This is a genomic window from Reinekea thalattae, from assembly GCF_008041945.1.
GTDB lineage: Bacteria > Pseudomonadota > Gammaproteobacteria > Pseudomonadales > Natronospirillaceae > Reinekea > Reinekea thalattae.
Map to the genome: position 1 here is coordinate 799743 of NZ_VKAD01000001.1, position 24839 is coordinate 824581.

15 protein-coding genes are annotated in these 24839 nt (G+C 43.2%); 6 read left to right on the forward strand and 9 right to left on the reverse strand.

The features are described from left to right. Positions 1-61: 61 nt before the first annotated feature. Genes FME95_RS03680 through FME95_RS03690 form a run of 3 tightly spaced genes read left to right on the forward strand, consistent with a single transcriptional unit; the run spans position 62 to position 2889 of the window. Positions 62-1165, forward strand: coding sequence for an ABC transporter ATP-binding protein (locus FME95_RS03680; protein ID WP_187265502.1), 1104 nt, complete (start codon positions 62-64; stop codon positions 1163-1165). A 3-nt stretch (positions 1166-1168) separates the two neighbouring features. Further along, entirely contained in the window at positions 1169-2035 is an 867-nt protein-coding gene (locus FME95_RS03685) for an ABC transporter permease (RefSeq protein ID WP_147713072.1), read from the forward strand. After that, a complete protein-coding gene (locus FME95_RS03690) occupies positions 2032-2889 on the forward strand; it encodes an ABC transporter permease (protein ID WP_147713073.1) in 858 nt (285 codons plus the stop codon). Before FME95_RS03685 ends, FME95_RS03690 begins: the two co-directional genes overlap by 4 nt. A gap of 275 nt (positions 2890-3164) precedes the next feature. On the opposite strand, the gene FME95_RS03695 is transcribed toward FME95_RS03690, so the two are convergent. The 3 genes from FME95_RS03695 to FME95_RS03705 all read right to left on the reverse strand — a co-directional run bounded on the left by FME95_RS03695 (position 3165) and on the right by FME95_RS03705 (position 5384). Beyond that, the gene (locus FME95_RS03695; RefSeq protein ID WP_147713074.1) at positions 3165-3668 is read right to left on the reverse strand and encodes an RICIN domain-containing protein; all 504 of its coding nucleotides are present in this window, start codon (positions 3666-3668) and stop codon (positions 3165-3167) included. Positions 3669-3725: 57 nt separating this feature from the next. Further along, the gene (locus tag FME95_RS03700; protein WP_222709901.1) at positions 3726-4463 is read right to left on the reverse strand and encodes a DUF1499 domain-containing protein; all 738 of its coding nucleotides are present in this window, start codon (positions 4461-4463) and stop codon (positions 3726-3728) included. A gap of 468 nt (positions 4464-4931) precedes the next feature. Beyond that, positions 4932-5384, reverse strand: a complete 453-nt coding sequence (locus FME95_RS03705) for a MarR family winged helix-turn-helix transcriptional regulator (RefSeq protein WP_147713076.1) — start codon at positions 5382-5384, stop codon at positions 4932-4934. 250 nt (positions 5385-5634) lie between these two features. On the opposite strand from FME95_RS03705, the gene FME95_RS03710 reads away from it, so the two are divergent. The 3 genes from FME95_RS03710 (at position 5635) to FME95_RS03720 (ending at position 11281) form a co-directional block, all read left to right on the forward strand. Continuing rightward, a complete protein-coding gene (locus FME95_RS03710; RefSeq protein WP_147713077.1) occupies positions 5635-6828 on the forward strand; it encodes a Bcr/CflA family efflux MFS transporter in 1194 nt (397 codons plus the stop codon). Between the two features lie 147 nt (positions 6829-6975). After that, entirely contained in the window at positions 6976-8151 is a 1176-nt protein-coding gene (locus FME95_RS03715) for an efflux RND transporter periplasmic adaptor subunit (RefSeq protein ID WP_147713078.1), read from the forward strand. Positions 8152-8161: 10 nt separating this feature from the next. After that, positions 8162-11281 carry an efflux RND transporter permease subunit gene (locus FME95_RS03720; protein WP_147713079.1) on the forward strand — a complete coding sequence of 1040 codons (3120 nt, stop codon included), beginning with the start codon at positions 8162-8164 and terminating at the stop codon, positions 11279-11281. Positions 11282-11588: 307 nt separating this feature from the next. On the opposite strand, the gene FME95_RS03725 is transcribed toward FME95_RS03720, so the two are convergent. From FME95_RS03725 to FME95_RS03750, 6 genes are all read right to left on the reverse strand, one after another. Next, positions 11589-12140, reverse strand: coding sequence for a hypothetical protein (locus FME95_RS03725; RefSeq protein WP_147713080.1), 552 nt, complete (start codon positions 12138-12140; stop codon positions 11589-11591). A 210-nt stretch (positions 12141-12350) separates the two neighbouring features. Next, positions 12351-12749, reverse strand: a complete 399-nt coding sequence (locus FME95_RS03730; protein WP_147713081.1) for a RidA family protein — start codon at positions 12747-12749, stop codon at positions 12351-12353. Positions 12750-12836: 87 nt separating this feature from the next. Further along, positions 12837-13736: a LysR family transcriptional regulator gene (locus FME95_RS03735; RefSeq protein WP_147713082.1), complete on the reverse strand. Its 900-nt coding sequence runs from the start codon at positions 13734-13736 to the stop codon at positions 12837-12839. Positions 13737-13911: 175 nt separating this feature from the next. Further along, positions 13912-14745, reverse strand: a complete 834-nt coding sequence (locus FME95_RS03740; protein ID WP_147713083.1) for a DUF5677 domain-containing protein — start codon at positions 14743-14745, stop codon at positions 13912-13914. 314 nt (positions 14746-15059) lie between these two features. Continuing rightward, positions 15060-21356, reverse strand: coding sequence for a DEAD/DEAH box helicase (locus FME95_RS03745; protein WP_147713084.1), 6297 nt, complete (start codon positions 21354-21356; stop codon positions 15060-15062). Continuing rightward, complete coding sequence (locus FME95_RS03750) at positions 21353-24637, reverse strand: STY4851/ECs_5259 family protein (RefSeq protein ID WP_147713085.1); 3285 nt, start codon at positions 24635-24637, stop codon at positions 21353-21355. Before FME95_RS03750 ends, FME95_RS03745 begins: the two co-directional genes overlap by 4 nt. Between the last annotated feature and the right edge of the window lie 202 nt (positions 24638-24839).

The following is a 24839-nucleotide window of genomic DNA, read 5'->3' on the forward strand; positions in this document are numbered from 1 at the left end:
ATTAGGCTAACGCTAACTTTAAAAAGGCCGACGACTCGGCCTTTTGTTTTTATCTGGAGGTATGGTGTCCGATTCTCACCCTGATTTAATCTGTCGTGACCTAGTTAAGAATTTCGCTGATTTTCGAGCGGTCGATAACATCAACTTTGAAGTCCCTCAAGGCTCTTTTTTCTCAATACTCGGCCCTTCCGGCTGTGGCAAAACAACACTACTGCGTATGATAGCTGGCTTCCAAGCGCCAAGCAGTGGCGACCTAATCATTAAAGGCAAGTCGATGATTGGCGTTGCGCCAAATAAGCGGCCTGTTTCAATGGTGTTCCAACACTTGGCGTTATTCCCAACCATGAACATTGGCGACAACGTCGGCTTTGGCTTGCGTCAGCGCGGTGTTGCAAAAGCACAAATCAAACAGCGAGTCGGTGAAGTACTCGAACGTGTCGGCTTACCAGGTGTCGAAAACCGCAACGTCGACCAACTTTCGGGCGGTCAACGCCAACGTGTTGCGATTGCTCGCTGCATGGTATTAGAACCGGATGTGCTATTGCTGGACGAGCCATTAGGTGCGCTCGACCTAAAACTGCGCGAGCACATGAAGATCGAACTGAAATCGCTGCAAGCCGAATTTAACACCACCTTTGTGTATATCACTCACGACCAATCCGAAGCCTTAGTCATGAGCGACAACGTTGCAGTCATGAACCACGGCAAGTTCGAACAGGTTGGCACGCCTTACGACATTTACCACAAACCTAACACCGCCTTTGTCGCCGGTTTTGTTGGTGAAGCCAATGAATTTTCTGCACGCGTCAGCGCGGTAAACGGCACTAGGTTAACGTTAACTAGCCAAAGCGGTCGTGAAATGACGGTTGAATCGACCGAGGCATTGCTGCGTCAAGGCGACAACGCCCAAGTATATTTACGGCCTGATGCCATCGAATTATTACCGCTAGAAAACAGCAACAGCGAAAACGCCAGCCCAGGCGTGGTTGATTCGGTTCTGTTTAATGGCGCCAATAGTCTAGTCACCGTAAAAGACAGTCGTGGTGAACTGCTTAAAGTGGCGTTACCGCAAACGGGCGACTTCGCCAACTTACGTCGAGGCGATAAAGTACTCACCGGTTGGCAAGCCAGTCAGGCTCGTTGTTACCCGGCTGAGGAGGCATAGTCGATGAAGACAAACGCCTCACGGCTCAGCTTTTACTTGCTGTTCGCGCCTATTCTTTTGTGGTTGGTGTTGCTAATAATTTTGCCACACATTGGCTTATTTATCGTATCGATCAGCGAAAAAATAGGTCCGCGCGAATACCAATACGGGCTTGGTAATTACGCTGAATTTTTTGGTCAGCCGCTGTATTGGCGCACATTTGCTCGTACTGCCATTATGTCTATTCTTGCAACCGTACTGACGCTCGTTTTAGGCTTTCCTATTGCTTACTACATTGCCAAGATGACCAAAGGCCGCACCAAAACCACCTTGTTTTTAATGTGCATGATCCCCTTTTGGGTTTCCGAATTGGTACGTACGTTCGGCTGGATGATCCTGCTACGCGAAACCGGCGTTATCTCTAACCTGTTACAGTTTTTAGGCTTAGTGGACGGGCCAGTCGAGATGCTCTACAACGATGTCGCCATTATGGTTGGGCTGGTCTACACCTCCATTCTGTTTATGGTGGTGCCGTTGGTGACAACATTAGATAGCCTTGACGACAGCCTGATCGAAGCCGGTTACGACCTTGGCGGCAATAGCTTTTCTATCCTTCGGGAAATTGTCATTCCGCACGCCAAGCCCGGCATTGTTTCTGGCTGCATTGTGGTGTTTATGCTGTCGTTAGGAAATTACTTAACGCCGATTTTGCTTGGCGGTAAAGACAGCCTCTGGTTTACCGGAATGATCTACAGCCAATTTATTACCCGCTTTAATTGGGAGTTAGGCTCAGCCTTCGGCTTCTTGCTGCTGATACTGTCATCACTCATGGTGTACTTAGGTTTAAAACTTTCTGGGCAATCACTTTCTGAAACTATGGGGCGCTCATGATTCCAACCGTTCCTCAATCGCGTTACGCACTCGGACTTTATAAAGCCTACGTCGTTGCATTCTTTATTTATTTAGCCATGCCATTGAGCGTGGTATGCATCTTTGCTTTTAATAACGATGTCTTCCCTTCACTGCCGTGGCGAGGCTTTACACTGGACTGGTTCTTTGGCAACGAAGCGCCCTTTATCGGTGTATTCCATGAGCGAGCTATTTTGCGCTCCATTGGCACCTCAGCTTTTGTTGCACTTTGGGTTACCGTCTTGGCTGTGACAGTCGGCACCTGCAACGCTTTTCTATTTGTCCGTCACGAATTTAAAGGTAAGTCGTTTTTGTACATGCTCAGCCTGCTGCCGCTAATTATTCCCGGTGTGATTTTAGGCATTTCCATTTTGGTATTTTTCAGCGCCACCGCCAATACACTGGAAGACGCCACCGGCATTTGGTTCGACGCACTTCGCCCCGGCCTAGCCTTAGTGATTCTTGGTCAGTTCTCGTTTATCACCACCTTCGCCACACTGGTGATTTCGGCACGCTTACAAAAATTTGATCCTAGCTTAGAAGAGGCAGCGCTCAACTTAGGGGCCAGCAATTGGGGAGCTATTCGGCAAATCACCCTGCCCTTTTTATTGCCCGCTATTGTTTCCTCTGCCGTTGTTGCCATGCTAATGAGCTTTGAAAACTTTAACACCACGCTCATGTTGGTTGGCTCAGATTCACCGCTGACCATCACCATGTTCGACAAACTCAAACAGGGCTCAACGCCAGTGTTAAACGCCGTCTCTTTATTGCTGATAATAATCTCGGCTGCGCTTGGGTTAATTTCATTGTTATTTCAAGGCAAGAAAAAGGCTTAACCCAAATACAATCTGGCAGTGATGTTTTTAAATAAACAGTGATATTTTTGAATAAACAACCTCTGCCAGATTAATCAGGTCAAATAGTGAGCGCTAGATTAGTGATGGACTAGCTTCTTACCAACTAGTTCTTTGATCTAATCAAAACTAAAAAACAAACCATATAGGCTAATATAATTGTTTTGATTTATCGCTATTTTTAAGTAGTGAAACCGAGTCACTTTCTTTCTATACCTCTCGGTTTCACTATTCATTTTAGCGGACGCTAACTTTCGCTATTGAGCTTGCCAAGTGGTGAGTTCTTTATCTGTAGTCTCACAAGATTGTACACTTGCCACTCGCCACAGGTGACTTGGGCCAGAAGCTTCCATGCTTGTAGTTCCTGCTGCGACACATAAATCTGAGTCATTTAACACAATCTGTCCAGACGATAAAAGCTTCAGATTTTGCATAGCGCTGCCATCGCACTCACGCAATAAAACAGCAGACCCCGGCAAGGCCATACTCCCTGACGCACTGACAGTTAAACATCTGTCGTACTCGGGCATTTTTAGCGAACTTCCCGCTACAACAAATTCCTGATCAGGCGAGTTAGGTTTGCATGTATGTACCTGAAGTGGATCGTCGAGTTTTAAGTGATCTCCCCAACCGGTAACGTCGATGCAATAAAACTCTGACTCATCAAGTTGATCTGCCAGTTTAATCATAAAGGTATCGGCGCCGTAAACAGATGTTGAGATTAGCAAACCAGCTAACATGCTATATAAAAATTTATTCATAATATTTATCCTCTGCGATAATACCGCTCTGTTCAATTTTTGTAACTTCACCCAGCATTAGCCATTAAATGCTGCTGTAAATTCTCTGATTCGTGCAGCGTTTACCCCACGGTCACTGCGACCAACACGCGACACACTGCGAATATCAATTCGGCTTGCGCCTTCTGTCGGCGTAACAACAACGACAATATCGTCAGCAAATTGATAGATCGGTGTGCGTGCTGTTGCTTCGAACCGAAGGCTGCTTTGGTCTTGGGCTACAATTTCCCAACCCATCTTTTTACCGATGTTCAATGCTTCGGCAAAAGCTTCGGAGGCAGACAGGTTTGATTCTATCGGTGCGATATCTGGATAGGCTTTTGCCTGATGTTCGGCAACTTCTGTACCACCATAAACGAGCGTATTGCTTGCACCTGAACGGCTATCATCCAACACCAAAAATTCTGGCGGGTTGACTGTATCCGTTGAGATATCGTGAATCGGTGGGTAACGCACCGGCGTTTGAAACTTGCCGTAAATTGTTGGCGCTAAAATTAACACACCAATAAACAGAGCCACTCCAGCTTTCACTGCGCCGGCGTTATTACGCAACACCAATTGATAAACCAAGCCAATTGCGGCCAAACCTGCAACCGCATAACCAATCGGGTTCATGTAATTTCGTATTAAGCCAAAGCCAACAATCGGCTGCCAAAAGCCAAGGCGGGCGCCAAACATCATTAGGCCAATAGCCAAAACCGCGAGTAACGCGCCAACAATCATGGCGGTACCAAGGCGGGAAGTTTTTTTACTCATAATGTGCTTTCCATTGTTATTAAATTAATTTCAGTGCTAAGAGCTTTACTACTCACGTTAGTTCCAACCTGATTGAGCCTCACGAATGATCATGAGGCTGTACTAGGTATTTAAAACGATTAATGCAGCATGACTCGAGCGATTGTATATAGTTGGCAACACCCTTCTTACTCGGTGCAGACCAAAAAGTTCGATAGACCTTTTCACCTTGTCGTTTTTATTCGGTGTTATCAGAGTAGTCGATTAACTGGCGTTATTGGTTATAAACAGCAACGACTTAAGTGCTCAGCTCTGGTAAAAGCCTGAGCCCTTAGCAAGATGAGCGCTTATCTGGATCATGGGAGGCAATTTATACCGACTTTAATTTTGTTGCATATGCAACTTTAGTAGTGTATCCGTTGCGGAACTTACAGCGCCATGCCAATGAGCGCGCCTGAACGCTACTGCTATTGCTATAAATGCCTGACCCTAAATGCCTGACCCTAAATGCTCTGCGCCAAGTTTACGCAGCAAGCGGAAAAACTCGGCAGACTCCTGCTTTGTCAAACACTCGAACATCTTTGTCTCAATCGGTTCAATCGTCGCCTTAACTGCTTTTAGTTCGTCTTCAGCCTGCTGTGTCAGCGTCAGCATTTTCAGTTTTTTATTATTCTCGGCTTTCGACGCCGTGACATAGCCGCGCTTTTCTAAGTTATCAACCATACGTTTAACGGCACTTCGTTCGTTTTGTACGATATCTGCAAGCTGCTGCTGGCTCAGGGGTTGGTTTTCTTGAACGGCAACAAGTGCCCGAGACATCTCTAACGTCATCAGCTTCTGCTTTGATAAAGCAGTGGTAACGTTATTCCTAAATTGACGATGAATTGCACCGCAAATAAACATCGGCTGGTGTTCTATTTTATCTTGTTGATCGACACTCATAGAGAAATAACTCGCAACGGTCTAATGAATACGGGGTTTGTCTTTGCGCCAAGTTTATACCAAGCGCGACTGCATTTATGCCTCATTATAGCTTTTTGTTGCATATACAACAAAACAAATATACAGTTAGCCAATCTGCAACGACTCCAGCACTGCCTGCACGTTGCCACCCTTTACACTTAACGCTGAAGCTGCGGCTTCTTTGTTTATTAACTTTTCGGCAATAGCCCCCAAGTTACGTGGAATTATTATGAAAACAGTTGTCCCATTTGGTTTGGTGCTCTTTCTGGCGGGTGTTTTTGCACTCGGTCCCTTTGCAACCGACAGTTACTTAGCCGCCATTCCTCACATAGCCGATGATTTAGCAGTAAGTACCAGCTCGGTTGCCTTAACGGTGAGCATTTACGTTTTTGCAATGGCGATAGGCCAGCTAATCGGCGGGCCCTTGTGTGACCGAGCAGGAAGGCGCCGCACCGTAATACTTGGTTTGGCGCTATTCATTTTAGGTGGCTTTGTTATTACCGCAGCCGACAGTTTAACCAGCCTTTACAGTGGTCGAATTATTCAGGCAATTGGCGGCGGTATCGCATTTGTGTGCGTGCCAGCCATTATTCGAGACAACGCCAGCGGCAAAGAAGCCGCTAAGCTCTTTACTCTCATCGCTTTAATCATGATGGTAGCGCCTTCTATCGCGCCAAGTTTTGGCACCCTAATTTTAAAGCTAATGGGCTGGCATTGGATTTTTATTCTCATGTCTGCTTTTGCCATCGTGGTAGCGGTCGCTGGTTTATTTTTGGTGCCAAACAGTTACCAATATAAAGCAGATAAGTCAGTCAGTATTGTGAACAGCTTTATCGATATCTTTAATACCCGCGAGGCTAGAAAATACGTTGTCATTCAGGCGGCAACCTACTCGGTACTGATGATATTTTTAACCAACTCTTCGATGATCTATATCGAAAACTACGGCCTAAGCGAAACACTCTTTTCTAGTCTTTTTATTCTTAATACCGCTGCGGGCATTATTGTTAACCGACTAAATTCCTTTTTATTAAATCGCTACTCCCCCGAAAAACTATTGTCGGCTTTTGTCAGCCTGCAAGTTGTTGGTCTTTTAATACTGTTGACTGGGCAACTGGTCATGCCAGAAAACTGGCTGATTGTTGTGCTCGGCTTTGTTATCGCCATGGCTTCATTGGGCGGCATACTTGGCAATTCTAACGCTTGCTTTATGTCGTTTTTCTCAAGCAATACCGGAGTCGCCTCTTCTTACCTTGGTGCTACTCAATCGATTGCCAGTGCCGTCATTGCTGCGCTTTCAACCTTGCTTATTACTTTCGGGCTGGGTGCATTAGCACTGCTCATGCTTGGGCTTAGCGTGACTGCGTTACTGGTTTCTGCCAAGGCCAACCAACAAGCTCAACCTAACCAAGGCGCTGCCTAGTTATTAGCTTAGGCAAACACTAATCATCCAGATAAAAGACGATTTGTTATTTAACCTAGGGTTACTTGAAAACATCCTTAACCAATACTTAACTCAATATTTGCTAACTTAGCAAAAACTGCACCGTTGATATAAATAGGGTTTACTATGATCTTGACTAAACTAGCGAAATACGGCTCTTGCCTACTGCTTCCGTTTTTATTACTTAGCTGTAATGCGCCACCAGAACTTGAACGCCCACCAATACCGGTGCACGTTGATACACTCACTTTATCGCCTTCGCTGCTGCGCTTAACCAAGGAGCTTCCAGGACGCATATCGGCGTTAAAAGAAGCCGAAGTGCGGCCTCAAGTTACCGGCATTGTCACTGCGCGTTTATTTGAAGAAGGCAGCTTTGTAAACCGTGGCGATGTGCTTTATACAATCGACCCGATGAGCTACCAAGCAACGGTCAACAGTGCCCGCGCTCAATTAGAAAAGGCCAAGGCTAACGAAAGCACCGCAAAAAAATTGGTAGAACGCTATCAGGCTTTATTAACCAACAAGCTAACCAGCCAAGAGCTTTATGATGATGCGGTTTCTGCTTACCAACAGGCCAAAGCAGAAGTTGCCATTTACCAAGCAGCGCTGGATAACGCCAACATTGAGCTTTCATACACTGAAATTAAAGCGCCAATATCTGGCACGATTGGCTTATCAGAGGTTTCTGAAGGTTCGTTAGTAAGTTCTGGCCAAGCGTCTTACATGACAACCATTACCCAATCTGATCAGGTTTATATCGACATGCAGCAGTCGTCTCTGTCGCTGTATAAACTGCGCCAAGAATATTCTGAGCCCGACGGTAACAAAGACATTCAAATCCCGGTCGACGTAGCCTTAGAAGATGGCACCCTTTACGATAAACAGGGTTACCTGACCTTTTCTGACACTCACGTCAGTGACTCAACAGGCAGTGTGACACTGCGTGCGCTAGTGCCTAACGACAATAAATTTTTACTCCCGGGTATGTTTGTACGCGCCACCATTTCTATGCCAAACGAAAAAGAATACTTAGTGGTTCCTCAGTCTGCTGTTGTACGCAGTCAATCTGGTGAACCCTCGGTGTTTATTGTTAATGATGACAACGTAACAGAAAAAAAATCGGTCGTTCTTGGCGCAGAAGTCGACACTGGCTGGGTCGTTGAACAGGGACTTAATTTCGGTGATAACGTGGTTATTACTAACTTAAACCAAATGAAAAATGACCTAAACGTTATTATCGATTCAAAGACCGATAATAACGGTGACGTTGCCTACAGCGTGCAACCAACCACTCACAATTAGGGGTTAACTGATGTCTCGTTTTTTTATTGATAGACCCATTTTTGCCTGGGTAATCGCTATCGTTATCATGCTTGCAGGCATAACGTCTATTATGACCTTGCCGGTTGCTCAATACCCAACCATTGCACCGCCATCAATCCAGATTAGCGCTTCTTATCCGGGGGCTTCGGCTAAAACCATTGAAGACAGTGTGACTCAAGTAATCGAGCAAAGCATGACTGGGCTTGATAACTTGCTTTATATGTCGTCAACCAGTGACTCCTCTGGCAGCGCATCCATTACCCTAACCTTCAGTGCTGATACCGATCCAGACATTGCTCAGGTTCAGGTTCAAAACAATTTGCAACAGGCCACCAGCCGACTTCCGGCTGCGGTTCAGAGCCAAGGTACAACGGTTAAGAAAAGCAGCTCAGGCTTTATGTCGGTGACGAACTTTTATTCACCTGACGGTACTATGGGTGCTGCCGATATTCACGATTACGTTAATTCGAATATCAAAGATATTATCAGCCGAGTTACAGGTGTCGGCGAAGCGACAGTATTTGGACCATCTTATGCAATGCGTATTTGGCTCGATCCAGTAAAGCTTAGCGGCTACTCACTGACGCCTTCCGATATTTCAGCAGCGCTTGAGGAACAAAATAGCCAAGTCACGGTTGGTCAATTAGGCGGTACGCCAGCAACCGATACGCAACTCATTAATGCGCCGATAACCGCCCAGAGCCTTTTAACCACCACAACAGAATTCGAAAATATTCTTATTAAAGTGGATGAAAGCGGCTCTCAAATTCGCCTCAAAGATATCGCACGAGTCGAATTAGGCAGTGAAGACTCCAGCCTTATTCCAGCCTACAACGGTTACGAAGCCTCTGGTATTGCCGTCACCCTTGCTTCTGGTGCGAACTCGCTGGATACACAAACGGCGGTCGATGAAAAACTCGCCGAGTTGTCTAAAAGCTTCCCCGAAGGCTTGGTCATGGCCAAAGCTACCGATACCAATAACTTTATTCGACTGTCTATTCATGAAGTAGTGAAGACATTATTCGAAGCCATTGTGTTGGTATTTTTTGTCATGCTGCTCTTTTTACAAAACTTTAGAGCAACGCTGATTCCAACCATTGCGGTTCCGGTTGTTTTGTTAGGTACCTTTGCGATTATGGCCGCGCTTGGTTTTACCATTAATACGCTGACCATGTTCGGCATGGTATTAGCCATCGGCTTACTAGTTGATGATGCTATTGTGGTGGTCGAAAACGTTGAACGTATCATGCGTGAAGAGCAGCTCTCTGCGTTAGAGGCGACAAAAAAATCGATGAGCCAAATAAGCAGCGCCTTAATCGGCATTGCCATGGTGCTTTCTGTTGTGTTTATCCCGATGGCCTTTATGTCTGGCTCAACTGGTGCTATTTATCGCCAATTTTCACTCACTATTGTCTCCGCCATGCTGCTCTCTGTATTGGTGGCCTTAGTCCTTACGCCGGTACTGTGTGCAACACTGTTAAAGCCTATCGATCACGATGCAAACTCGGGTATTTTTGGGCTGTTTAACCGCTTATTTAATCGCTCATTAACCGGCTATCGCTCATCCATTAAGCACGTACTAAAACGCCCACTACGCTTTGGTTTAATTTACATCGCGCTACTCGGCGGCTGTGCTTATATCTACTCTTCATTGCCTAGTTCCTTTTTACCTAATGAGGATCAGGGCGACTTTTTAGTTATGGCTACATTGCCAAATGGCTCCACGCTACGAGAAACCGCCGATGTCATGAAGGACGTTAGCGCCTATTTCCAAGAGTATGAAGCCGACAACGTCAGCGCTGCATTTACCGCTTCTGGGTTCAGCTTTTCTGGCAAAGGGCAAAATGCGGCCATGGGTTTTATCGGCCTAAAAGATTGGTCTGAACGAACCGGCGAAGGTCAGGACGTTGACTCCATTATTCAACGTACCATGATTCATTTTTCAAGCTATAAAAAAGCCTCCGTGTTCGCCTTTAACAGCCCTCCAATACGAGAGCTTGGAACCTCAACAGGCTTCGATTTTTATTTAGAAGACGTTGGCAACTTAAGCCACGATGAACTGATCGCACTGCGTAATCAGCTTATTGGCCAGATGTCCCAAAGCCCGGTATTGCAAAAGGTTCGACCTAACGGCCTAGAAGACAGCGCTCAGCTGTATTTGGATATCGATTACGAAAAAGCCAAAGTACTCGGCATAGAAATTAGCGATATCAATAACACCCTTTCAATTGCCTGGGGCTCATCCTATGTAAATGATTTCATTGATCGTGGCCGTTCTAAAAAGGTGTACTTACAAGCAGACGCCGAATACCGAATGACGCCAGAAGATATCGACCTATGGTATGTGCGCAACAATCAGGGCGAAATGGTGCCCTTCTCAGCATTTACCACCTCTTACTGGGCACAGGGTTCGCCGCAGTTGATCCGCTTTAATGGTAATTCTGCCGTTGAGATTGTTGGTGAAGCTGCCGACGGTTACAGCACCGGTGACGCCATGAATGAAATTACTCGTATCGCGGCCGAGCTTTCTAATGATATACAGGTCAGTTGGACAGGCATGTCTTATCAGGAGCTGCAATCGCAAGGCCAAGCGCCGATTCTTTACAGCGTTTCCCTGCTGATGGTGTTTTTATGCTTAGCAGCCTTATATGAAAGCTGGAGCATTCCAATATCGATTATCTTAGTGGTACCGCTCGGCGTATTAGGAGCACTTGCCGCCATTCTGCTCAGAGGCATGGAAAACGACATCTACTTCCAAGTCGGCCTGTTAACTACCATTGGTCTGTCTGCTAAAAATGCGATCTTGATTGTTGAGTTCGCCAAAGAGCTGTACGACAAGGGTATCGATCTTGTTGATGCCACCATACAGGCCTGTGAAATGCGACTTCGCCCCATTATCATGACCTCGTTCGCCTTTATTCTTGGTGTCACACCTATGGTTATTAGTACCGGCGCAGGCGCCAACGCACGTAACGCCTTAGGCACCTCGGTTATGGGCGGGATGATCGCAGCAACGATCTTAGTGGTTTATTTTGCGCCGCTGTTTTTTGTCATGATCGTCAAGCTAGCTCGCCGCGGCAACAATAAAGAAAGCGCTAACGCGAACTAGTTTTAGCCTAGCTTTATTAAAACTGCCCTCTACCCGACTGGCGCTCCAAAAATGGAGCGCCAATGTGTTCAGGGGTAACAACAGGGTTAAATCACCTTAAAGTAAATAGCTTAATAACTTAGTAACTTAATAATTTAGCGCCTATAACCGCTGACGCTATTTGAATTGCAATTGCTTAGTAGATAAGTTCGACTTCAACCTAAAGAATATAAATCCAAAAAAATAAACCTAAAAGCTAGTAAGTCATATAAAAAAAGCCAAGCTCGTTGCTTGGCTTTTTTAGCAGTTATAACTCAGCATGGAAAAATTAACTGCCTGCTGAGGCGACTAGCTTTCTATTAAACTCTTTCACTTTATCCGAAAAAATAGAAGGCTGATAAAGCACTGTGTCTGGCTCGCCTTCTGCCTGAATAGTAATTTTAAAAACAAAGTTGGTACTACCCTGCTCATAAAGCCAAGGCGTTTCATCTTCATTAATTGCAACACCGCTGGTATTAGCGCGCCATATACCATTATTCAAAGACGCTGCGTTATCTTCTACCATCACTTTGCTTACATCACCCGGTGCAACCTGCTCGACTAACACGCGCGTTAACGTCACCGGCTGTTTAGCAGCAAAAGCAAAGCCCCAAATTAATTCAGACTCTTTCGATGCCGTAACCGAAAAACCCGCAGCGCGAACCTTGTAGGTTTCGTTCTCGGCAGGAATCGGCCCATTCACTGTTACCGGTAAAGCAATCTCTTGCCCTTCGGCAAGGTTGAATGTTTTATTGGTCACAAGTTGGCCAGCATAAAAACTTGGCGTGGTACAACTCACAGCCATAACAACAAGCATCAACAATACAATTCGATGAATCATCATATTTTCCTTTTGGTGTCGAACCTATTTTAAAAATGGATAGCCTTCCTACACCAGATGCTACTTGTTATATGCGGTTTAAAGCAACCGCTTAGAGAGGTGTATTTATAAATGGTCGCATTTATAAATGCCCAAATAGCCAAGACCTCAAGCGGGTTTTAATTGGTTAAAAACCATAGCGCCCGCTGCAAAATTATACTGGCTGGTCAGCTAGGCTCTGCAAGCAACGGCTTCGATTTCAATCAACAGCTCTGGAGCGGCCAATGAGCTAACGCCGACGCCGGTTAATGCAGGCTTTGAGCTTTCTAAGTATTCTTTGAGTACTGGCCCTAGCTCGGCCATATATTCGCTGACCTCACCGCGCACGTATATGCGCACTTGCAAAAGATGATTCAAGCTTGACCCTGCTGCTTCTAATGCAAGCTTAAGGTTCTCAAATGCGGCTCGAGCTTGGCCTGCTATGCTGTTTGCGGAAATTTCATGCTCGACACTCCAATCGACCTGACCAGATACAAAAACCAACCCATGCTCGGTTGAAATCGTTGCCTGAGACATACCATTGGGTGTTGCATCATAAAGGGTTTTTGGGTTTACAGTGATTATTGTCATGTACGTTAAGCTCTAAAAAAATGGAGCAATTACTTTAGAGTTTACCCGCCAGCAGGACTACCAACTGTAGGTTGTAGCTGCTACAACCTACTGAGCCACTTCATCATTCACAATATCTATGATGGTGTTTCTGATGTGCGCAAACACAGGGTCTTCGGCCTGACTTGGGTGATAGGCTAATACAGATTGGAAGCCCGGCGGTGAGCTTTCTAATTGCAATTCAATAAGGCCGCTCTCCGGCAATAGCCTAGAGGGTAAAAATGCCAAATAATTGGTCTGCTTAACGATTTCTTTGGTCATCGAAAAGCTCGACGATGATACCGCGACCTCGCGCTCATAGCCTTTTCGGCGCAACCAATCATCCGCAGAACCTTTAAAGGCTGGCACGCTCGGGTTGGTTACCACAAAGGCATGTTGGGTTAAATCTACCAAGCTAACAGGCGATGTCTGAAACAGCTTTTCATTTGATGTAACACATCGATACTGCTCAACAAACAAATCGTCTGTTAGCAGGCCATCAGGAACATAACCTTGTGAGGTTAAGGCTAAATCTATTTCCCCGGCACTGAACTTACGCACCAGCTCGGACGATTCGATATTAATTAAGATCAACTTAATGCCCGGCGCACTGACCGATAACTTGGCAATCAACTTGGTTACAACCACCTGTTGTAGAAAATCGGTAGCGGATATGGTGATAACCTTTTCAACCAATTGAGGGTCGGCATCTACCGGCAAAGGTATTTGGACAATGCTATCAAGCGCCGCCTCTACAAATGGAAATATCTTTTTAGCGTAGGGAGTTGGCACAACGCCATGCCCAGACTTTACAAATAGCTGATCGCAAAATTCTAGCCGCATTTTTTTCAGCTTTACGCTGAGTGCTTGCTGCGATGTATTTAACTTTTCACTTGCGGCGGTAATATTTTTTAACTTGTAGATTTGTCTAAAGGCTTTTAAATGGTGAAGTTCAATATTGTCTAGCATAAATACTTCCGTAATTTTTTATTTATCTATTTAATACCGAACCTCAATAGCGTTTTTAGTTTTTCTAGATACAACCTAGCACTCAAGAATAAAATTTATTTTTTCTGAATTAGCTAGATTGCTTTGTTAAAGTGAGCGTATTGGTCAGCTTTGTAAAGCTGATCTATCAATTACCTTAAATATCGTCAACCATTTCATCATGCTCTTCAATGATTTTATTTACGGGGGCCGCTGCAGTAATTATATCTAAAAGTAAATCATCTCGTTCGGCCTTTATGCAGCACCTAGCGACACATTCAGCAAAAAGGCCAACAACTAATGCAGACAAATATATTGCAAACGAAGCTTTTTCATCAAAGTAGGCAGATATGCTTTCTGTTTTTTCTTCAGATGGTAAAGACTCTCTATATAAAAGTTGATATATATCCTCAGATAGCGAGTGAGTAGAGTTTGATGCTGGGGCAAATATATGATGATAAGCACTTTCTAAGCCAATAGACCTAAACTTTTCCTGAGTACTAGGCCAACGAGGTATCGAGCCAGAAAATATCGATGGCATAGACTCTCTTATTATATCGACTATTTTAATTTTTAATTTCGCTGCAAAGACCTCTTCTTTTAATTTATTTTCCTCAGCATACTCAAGCCATTTTTTTACATTGTTCTTTGAGTTCCTATGATAATCTTTGAGTAATGACTTGGCGTTATCATTATCTTTACCAGAAATCACATACATTAAATTGGCTGAAAATTCACATGAGGATCTAGACAATATCTCTGCTGTTGAATACGATTTAGTCCTTAAGCAATAAATAATATTCGTGTTTATTTCGTTGATATTATAAAGAATATAATCCATGTTCAGCTTCATAATAGTATATTTTATTTTCTCGTTTTCACCGGGTTTAAGCTTTTTAGAAATGCCATATATCTGCTTCTGACAAGCATCAATAGGATCAATGTGATTTAAGTGCTTTTTCCAATTCTCTATATAAACCTTTAAACTCATACGAACTCTAAAATCATAGTGGTATTCCTTACAAAAATCAGACACCTTACTCATGCGGAAATTGTCGCGTCATCTTAAAATTCAACAACGCCCAGCACATAGCTTTCGAAATGCCTTCTCTTGCTATTATAAAGACGTCAATATAACCAAATAGACTAAATCTAATTTCATCAACCGACTAGTAGTTTTTTTTGCGTAGATCAACCCTACCTTAAATCGAGCAGAGAAGGATTCCATAACAGCATCACCCCGACAATTTCCCTTACCTGTCATGCCCCTAATTATATCCGAAGCTCGACTTTAATTTTAAAACTTTAAACGTTTAAAACACTTACATAGATCGCTGTTGGGTGATCTGACCTTGTATAAACCTTCAAGCTATCCTTTATCCGAGCTAACTCTTTAATCTGCTCTTCATAGGAATTATCAAAATCGAAACGGCCATCAATGGACCAATGGCCAAAACCTTGATCAAAAATCACTTCAGCTTTATCGCCTGATTCAAATTCGATGATCATGGTTCGAAAATGTGGGAGTTCATGAGTGTTGTAGTGAAGATGAAAATCGACTTGCCCTTTTGATTCTAATTTAATCCATATTTGAGCTACCTTTTTAAAATCTTCCTCCCATCGCCAATTATTTCTAAGCCGTGTTGGAGACCATTTAGAGTCTTTATCTAAAAAGTGTGTAGATACGTTAATGTTAGTTCCTGAATTTATCGCCAACTCACCAACGAACTCAGCGAGCATTAACACAACTTCTGGACTTTTAAGATATCGGTCTGAATAAGAAATAGATTTAACAGTTTGATTATCTAGTAACGCTTTAAAAGCAGGAGACTTTTGGCATAAGCTGTCGACCAGCCTCGCCCCAAAACCTGTTAATCTTCCATTTAGCTCCTTATGAGGCTTTATCTTTACAGTTTTTTCTAATTCTATAACTGGCTCAAAAGAGATAACCTTTCCAACAATTTCATCTTCATAATTCGAAATAACGACAGGCTCTCTGGTCTCCAACCATTCAGAACCTAAAATCCTTGGTTCATCAGACTGCACTGCTGCCGATCTCCACCCCTTTTTTGTCTTGGCTTGGAATACTACATGGCCTTTATATTGCGAGGAGATATGTTTAACTCCAATTCGCTCCAATTGATATAAATACTCTCTTACCTCATCGCCAAATTCTGTTTCTGGTAACAAGAATGAAACGTCAACGTCACGCTCTAAAAATGCATAGAGCCAAGGTTTCACAATAGAAAGTGACAAATCCCAAGAATCTACGTTCTCCGATAGAATAAATTTAACTTCAGAGACTCCTTGGTTTAGCCACTCCGTCATTTGAGACCTAAGTGGTCGGGGGCAATATTCCGCACCATGAACAAGCCCAATGAGGTTTTCGTCTAATTTGATATATTGCGTAAAGTTTTCGCCTAGCCAATCAAGTGCAGCATGTCGATCGAGCTTGTCTACGTCATGTCTACTATCAACCTCTAACAAACACTTAGAACATGCGTCGTTACAGTTTGAGATACAGTGGAGTTCATTTACCATACCCTTTAATACTGCTTCAATGTGAGACGGTGCCGAAGTAGCAAAGCCTGCTCCACCACTAACAGCATCAAAAAGCTGCAGCACCAAAACCTCTTTACTTCCCTCAACGATCGCAGGCCGAATACTATAATTGATCTCGTTTTTTGATATACCGAGTTGTTTTGTGAGCGCCGCTCTCAAAGCTACAACGAGAGTCGTTGCAATAATCCGACCTGCTTCATCATCTGATATGTGCTCACCGGTAGCGGGGTTCATTAGCGCCAGCTCAAATACATCAGTTGCAGTGTGTGCACCCAAATGTATTCCAGGCATTAATTTAGCACTTCCCGAACATTCTAAGAGTTTATTGTCCTCGCCTTTATCAAACTTAGTTGGCCTCGGTGGAGTGTGAATACCATCTGGTGTAAGTGCTTTTGGAAACTCACCTATTGATGTCATTGATTCAGCTTTTCCACAAGCTAAACATATAGCGTAACCGTTACCATTGTGGCCAGAACTATGATAGAAAACTGAACCGTTGCTATCAACCTTCATAGTTCCCATTCCACGGTAAGGTAAAGTAATCGCAGACGTGCTTGCACTCACCCATGCTGGCTGAACAGGTACGAATGACTGATTCTGAAAGTTATTAGTAGGCTCTTCATAGAAATCAACTGCAAACCCTGCTGGCCGTAGCACCTTCTTTTGACAAACAATATCGCCTGAAGATAAATGAATACTAGATGGGATCTTCTTACCACAGTGCTCATTAGTACAGAAAAGGTCAACTTGATCCTTCTTGTTAGCACTATCTTCATAACCAGTTTGTCCGCAATGGGGGCAACGCCAAGCAAGGTCGAATTTTTGATTGTCTTTTAACCCGCTCATGACACCAGTTAACGAAATACCAGCGACTCTGTGAACTCGACCATCGAGGGCAACTTCACTTCCAGGTGCATACTCTCTTATCGCCATCGCTAGATTGCGAGAAGGCATCTCTCGACTTCGAGATACATTGTCTTCACGTGTATTGGTATTCTTCTTTTTCTCTTGTCGCCTGATAAAGTCTGCAACATTATCGATGTCTAGGTTTACAACATCCGTGGGGAAACCGTATCCAGGTAGAAACCCTCTTGTTGCAAGGTCTTTAAGTAGGTATTCACTGCACAAACGATGTTTTTCACTCTCTAGCTTAAAAGCATAAGGAGATTCAACTTCCGCAATCTTTAGTTGCTCTTCTAAATACTCGTAATCCTCTATCCATCGTGTTTGTATTTCGTTCAATTTTTTAATTGCACTCTCAATCAACGAGTTTGAAGATGCTCCCGTTAATGCAGTACCAGTAACAATTGTCTTGATTCCATTTCGATATTTTGGCTTTAAAAACTTTACCCAGTTCTTAAACTCATTCGCAAACGAGTCACGACTACCCTCAGGCAAGAAAAACCATATAAGCTGCAAGTTAATTCGTTCACTTTTGGTAGCCTCTATTTGCGTTGTAAGAAAAGTTCCCAAGAGATAAGAGTTTACGTGCCTTTGTACAAGCTTCGCGGAGCTAAACTCAACATGAGGCGCTGGGATACTTGTTACGAATGGCCAAGTGGGTTGGTTAAATACACCCAAATCATGAGGGTTCGATTTACAAATTGTATAACTTAGTGCTCTAGCTTCCTTAGATCGGCCAGCTCGACCGGCGCGCTGGAGAAAATTCGCTGGATGCGGAGGAACATTGTTCATCACTACCGCTGATATCCCACCAATATCAACTCCCATCTCCATGGTTGTGGAGCAATTCAATACATTCTTTCGACCTAGCTTGAACTGTTTCTCATAAAGTTTAAGAGTACTAGCTCCTTGCTGGGCTGAATGTTCTGCCGTTGTATAATAGAAGCCTCCTTCGACGGCTCTATCATTGATGTCAGTCCACAGGTTTCTTTCACGAAGACCCTGAACAACTGTATTTTCAATAGTTAACTTCCTCTTAATAGAAACTTCAGTTAGGGGATCTTCACCGTCTGCTTTGATATTCCATACATCGGGTAGAACTATCTTCTCGCACTCTAAATCTTGGTTTGATTTATTCCGCGCTAAGTAAGGTGTAAAACCTCTGAATGCCCTATTCAGTATCTTGTTAGTTATCGGGCACACATAACCTGATGTGAGTAATGAAAAACTGACATTATTAAGGTTTAAACTGTATTGACTTGTTTCTGAAGACGCTGTTAAAAGTTTATTCTTTGAATCAACGAGTACTTTCCATGCATTACGAAGCCAGCTATTTATTAAGTCCTCGCCGGATGGGTTTTCTGGATTTATCGCAGTAGCCCGAATCAATATTTCTACAATTCTTCTCTGAACTCCCTTGCCTTTCTTATACATAGGCCATTTCTTTACTCTTACTTCTTCATCATCTTTTGAATCTGGAGATATCAGTGTTTTCGAGCTAAAAAGCATTCCTATCCACTTTTTCCAGTCTCGATTTATATCGACGAAAGTGTTTTCTCTTATAAAAAAGTCCATGCAAAAGTATAAGTAGTCCTTCCAATCATTCAGGTCTAGCCCATATTCGAGCCAATGTTCTGGAACGCTCTCTAGTTGGTCGATTCCTGGATAAACTATTTGAATTAAGCCCTGGGTCTCTAAGTTGTTTTGCCGTTTTGGTCGTCTTGCGAACTCACGAGTCAATAACATTGCAGCAAGGTCATTTTTCCCTGTATTTTTACCAAATACTTCAGGCGCAAGTCGTTTGTTTTCATTGAGCATGGACTCAGATAAGTCTCTACTTTTTACCAAACTATCAATTAATTCATCCCATGTAATCACAGATGGCGAAATGACAGTGCTACCGCTTTTCTTAACTTCAATATATTCTTGCAAGTACTTAGCCTGCTTAGGTGAGGCACTCTCAATAGCAGGCATCAAGGGTTCTAAAACATTTAAAGGCATAGAGGAATAATCTTTCACTTTTTCAAATAATTCATCTGAAACAGCCTCATTCTCTTCAATCATGCTTTGCAAACGCTCAAAAACCAATCCTCGCAATTTAGAACGCTCTGCTTCTTGCTGCATTTTTATTGACATCTTTGCAGTGCCTTGTCGACTATCAGTAAAAGTTATTAGTCTTCGGCCTCTAGCAGGAAGCATATTCGGACCAGGATCATCCTTTTTCTCTTTTACAGCATCGGGGCAATACTCTAGTACAGTTGGAATCGCGTTAGTGGTATAGAAAGGTGCGCCTAATAAAGCACGTCTAAATGGCTTTCCGTGTGGCCCACGACCTTTGAAACCACACGATCTACACTGCTCAGCATCGCTTTCTAGCTGCGCTAGCAATATACTATCGGGTTCGGAACTGCCAACAATTCCCTTTCGGCTAACTTTGGTCGGCAAGTATTCAGTTTCTTCATTTGGCAAATATGAAAAAACTTCTAATCGTTCTCTCGTAGCTTTAGGGTGTTGATCAGACCTGCTTTCATCAAACTCTTTTTCACCTTCATCCAAGAGAGAGAACTCGTCATTAACTTTTCCTGTCCATTGCATCAACTTAGGAGGGCTCGACACTTGAGGCTTTGACAACCCAATAAGATGAGGCTCATTACACTCCTGACAGAATGAAACTTCCAGTACAGGGAATCCACAAGTACAGGTAGAACGGTTTTGACCATAAACCATGCCGAAGGGCCACTCACCGTATAAAGGAGTGCTCTTTTTATCTGGACAGTTAGTATCAATGCATGACCAGAGGCCTTGCATTGTACGTTGAAAAAAATGCGCACGAATTTTTAAAAATGCTTCACCATTGCTGGTTTTTCTTGTTGCTGTACAAACATCAAGCCATCTGCCTAGCTCAGCCTCAGTCAATTTGTATTTCTTTAGCGCATGCAGAATTTCATCAGTGGTTTGAGGTCGGCCATTTTCTTTGGTTAACAAGGTCCTCAGCTCTCTGGCCAAACATGAGCTTTCCAATGCGCTATATCGCTTGTTCGAAACCTCTTTATCTGCTTTAGCTTTTTTACTAACTGGATCTTCACCTTCAGGTTCAATACTCAGAATTTCATATAAAGGAAGATCTTGGGCTAAAGGGTTATCCAGCTTTGGAGTAACTCTACGCCCTCCAATAACAACAATCTGATCTGTCGACACCCCCGCCAAGTCAGACAGGTATTGCTTCAATTGCTCCTCTGCTTCTTCTCCAGCGATCGTTGCTGAAGTAGCAACGAACCTCACATTTTTGGCTTCCACTTCAAACGCTTGAAGTACCCGCTTAAGCTGAAGTGCCAGTTCAGCAGCTTGGGAACCCACATAGGTATGCGCTTCATCCAGCACAATCCAACGAAGCTTACCTTTAGACTGTTCGATTATTGGTGCATCCGATTGCCTGACAAGCATATACTCAAGCATTGTCCCATTTGTTACGAGAATTGATGCTGGGTTCTCACGCAATTGATTGCGTGACATAACTTCCTGGGGGTTCTTTGCTTGAACCTGCTTTTGTTGTGCATTCAGATCATCAGGCGTGTTTCTATTAAACAAACAGAATCGGATATCACCATTGAAGTGGCTAGACCAGGCATTTAATCGCTCTCTCTGGGAGTTAATTAAAGCATTAAGTGGGTACAAGAAGAGTGCACGTACGCCAGTAAGAGCTCCTTCAGTTTGGCTTTCCCGGTATAAATCCTCTAATACCGGCACCATAAAACACTCCGTTTTACCAGAACCTGTACCACTGGTGATCACCGCAGACTTAGGATTAGAGTCGAGCAATGTATTCCAACTGGATAACTGGTGCTCAAAAGGCTTCCATTCCTTCTTGAAGGCATAACGCCCATTATCATCCGAGTCGAGCGCATCTATTAGACCTGACGATAAAGTACTCCCTGCTAATTCACTCACTATGGTTTCTGACTGCTCCCAGCCAAACATTTGCTCCAAAACTGGACCATTTAAAAAAGGGTCAGCCCCATCAAACTGTTCTGCCAAATGCTTTCTTAATCCAGGATTACTAATGCCCAGAACACTTAAAGTCGATTCTTTAGCTCTCTGGTTAGCTTGTTCCTTCAAATCTATAAAAAACGGCTTCATTTCGTTTCTCCACTTACAAGCAAGCCAACAGTAGGAAGGTATGAAGCCTCAAACCATTGACGATCGAATTCAATTAATTGTTTAAACTGGAAGTAATCACTAGGGCTATCTTCTAAACCAAATAATTCTTTGAGAGTCATATGCCCTGTTACAATCAGCGCAGATAAAAACGGAGCATAAGTTACGGCCTTTTGGTAACCAGATGGTTTATTGAGACCTTTCAGAAATGTCAGTTTTGAAAACACCAACTGCTCGATCTCGATACCATACGAAGAGGGCCAGCGTTCCACGTCAGAGGAATGCCGAAGTAAGTCTTGGAAGCACTCTGAAATCATGTGAGTATACAATAATTGGGTGATTCTAGTCTTGGCTGCTGCGCCTTCCTCTGGAGTAATGAACCCTGCTGTCAATAGAGGGCTAAAAGCAGAAATTTTCTTTATCTTTGTTGTAACTAAAGAATCTACCACACTATCTGGCAATCCTTTTTCTAGGAAAAAAGATTTATAGTTTTGGCTGGCATCATTCCAAGCTTTCAGGGATATCAAATCCCAACTTACATTGAACTGCTCTTGTAAGGCCTGCATTAAATCCAAAGGCTCTTCCAAACGAAATACTATGGAAGCTAAAACATCATCGTGTTTCACTGCTGACTTCCATACTTCAAAAGTAGAAAGAGGCAAATACGAATATGAGTCATAGAGATCGGAAATAAACGTCCAGCTTGCGTGATTAAAATCACGAGACATTGCCAGTAAAACACTCGATATGACATGCTTGTTTACTTCCGGCTGAAAAACCGACACTGCTTTATTTAAAGTATTAACTGAATCGTTAGCGAATTGTCGAGTTCCAGGAATAAAACCTGCTCTAAACTTCACCTCCGAATTTTTCGAAGGAACAATCAAGCTCGGGGTATCAAAAGGCCTATCTAATTCATAGATTCCGGTCTCAACACCTTCACTGAGTCGACTACGTAATACTTTTGGCTTTGCAAGGGGATCAGCGAGATCGATAAGGACCGGCTTAGCTAACTTACCAGAACCAAACGATTGACTAACCTCAATCACTTTCTCGTTTCTTTCTAAGAGTGCTGAATAGTTTCCAACGCTGTATTGACGCGTCCTACAATCTCCTGATATTTCGATTGACACCTTGGCATCCAAGTCACCGGTAGCCGCCAGTATTTCTGTGATGTGATTCCTCAAATCGTAAAGTTTCACTTCCACGGGCAACTTACTTACTCGATACCTCCATGACGCAACGAAACTGGATTGGAACTTAGAACCACGAATAGATATCGCATAGTTTGCCTTTCCAAAAGTCGCAGGGTAAAACACAACTCGACTACCCAAAAGCTCATCGACTGTCAGCGCTTTTGGTAAATCCGACCCATCTGCAGCAAAAGCTAATGCCCCCTGAGATGGAAAAGGTACAAGCACCTCAATAGGCAACGATTCGAGGTTAGCCTGTAAAAACATCCTCATTTCAGACGGTGGTTTTCCTTCAGCTTCCAATTCAAACCTTCGGCCATTTTTAAGTCTAATAGTCCTAATGTTTATACCATCACACTTAATACTAGATAATAGGGACCTAGAACTAAGTACCTCAACAGCCCCAGATCTAGCAGAGCTTCCTTGAATCAGATTAATTTTTATGTCATCCGGAAGTATATTTAGTTTTTTGTAATAAAGAGTAACCCCTTGAGAATCTTTAAGTTTAACTGACTGTTTGCCATAACAACTTGCTGAAGTTATGTGTTCGGCAAGCTCTTTGCCGATCCAGGTTTGAGCGCTAAAATTAGAGCACTTCAACCTAGGCACCCCTAAGTATATTGGCTGACCTTCTTTCGATAGAAAATCCAGCGTTCTACCTTCAATTAAAACAGACTCTAAATCACTTGTATTAGCCTTCGTGGAAATGACATAAATATCAGAGTGTTCGTCCCTATTCAAAGTAACCCTAAGGTCGCCGTTAAACTCTAAATTCTCCATACCTGAAACTGGTTGCACATCAAAAACATTTGTATTAGATGCATCTACTGAAGCATCCTTAGGTAAAAGTACGCCCAATTTTTCTGAGCGATGACTAACGCTCCCTGTACCAATTACGATTCGTTGATCATTCTTATGCTTTATGACGATAGGAATGTTTCCTATCTGAAGATCGGAACCTGGAATTTCCTCGCGGTAAATCTGCTTACCCGCTTGAGCGAAGACTAAGAATAGAGATTCTTCAGGCCTGTTTCTCCGATACTCACCACCGGGCTTACGAAGATAAACACGGGTAGTCTGTTCATCAGGATTTGTTTGGATTTGGCCGACCGTCACCTCATCCAAAATCGAACTCCCTTCTTGAAGAAAGGCTTCGACACGTGCCCCTGTTAATTTTTCTGTAGGGGTTTTAAAATCAAACTCTTTCGCGAGTTTTATTTTCACAATAAAAGCGAGATCATCTGTAATATTACTAAGTCTTTGTTCAATAAAGATTCGAGATTTTTTTTCAACTCGTTCCTTTCTTTGTATTGATGCAGATTTAAACAAACTGCTAATTAAATCCGACCCAGTTTTAGTTTCCATTGGTATTGGGAATTGCTTTCTCCACTCAGGCCCTTGCTCATCTAAGACCTCTACAATATTCATGTTCTCATCGAACTCATGCTTATCAGTTAGATGCAGAATCAATTCGACCATTCGCGAAACCAGTTCAACTGTCGTTTCCTTTTGAAATGCTTCTGGAAGCACACTCAATTCATGTCGAATAAAATCGTAAGTGCCACTGCCTAACGATTTCATATCATCATAGGAACGCAGAATACGCTTTAAGATGTTAACGATTCGACTATCTTCTTGAGAAATTAGCGCGAACGGCAAACCACCTTCACTAAACAAAGAACCCAAGTAGCTTTTACGATCCCCTTGGTAGGTTGAAACTGGTCTTTTCCAGAACTCGGTTAATCCTTTGTAAACAACATCTCCCCGCTCGTTTGCATCTAACTCAAAACCAAGAGTTGTCCAAATGCCATCCCAACTCCAGCCTATTAGGTACTCTCTTCGGTACCATTCCGCAGAAAACAAACAAAAAGCCGCACACCAAACTTTGTTTTTCCTTGGATATTCGGGTTTACCTAGATCACGAATAAGCATCTTTAACTCTTGATACTCTTCTGAAGTAACATGATACTGAAAAAGCGGCTGTCGTGATGATGGCTTAGCAATTCCCTTTCTTTCCATCACGCCTTGTATAAAACTCATCAATTGCATTGAGTTTGTTGAACTAGCCATAAATTCTCACTTTTATTCTAAAAGTCACTTTCTAATGCATACCACTCCAATCTATCGAGCGAGAAAATACAAGTCAAATTGATTAGCAGGTAGTTTATATTTTTCCTGATTTCAACTATACAAGTTCACATAAGTGACTTAGGCGTAAGAATTACAACGAGTTTTCTATAAAACACAGGCACAAAAAAAGCAGCCTTATAAG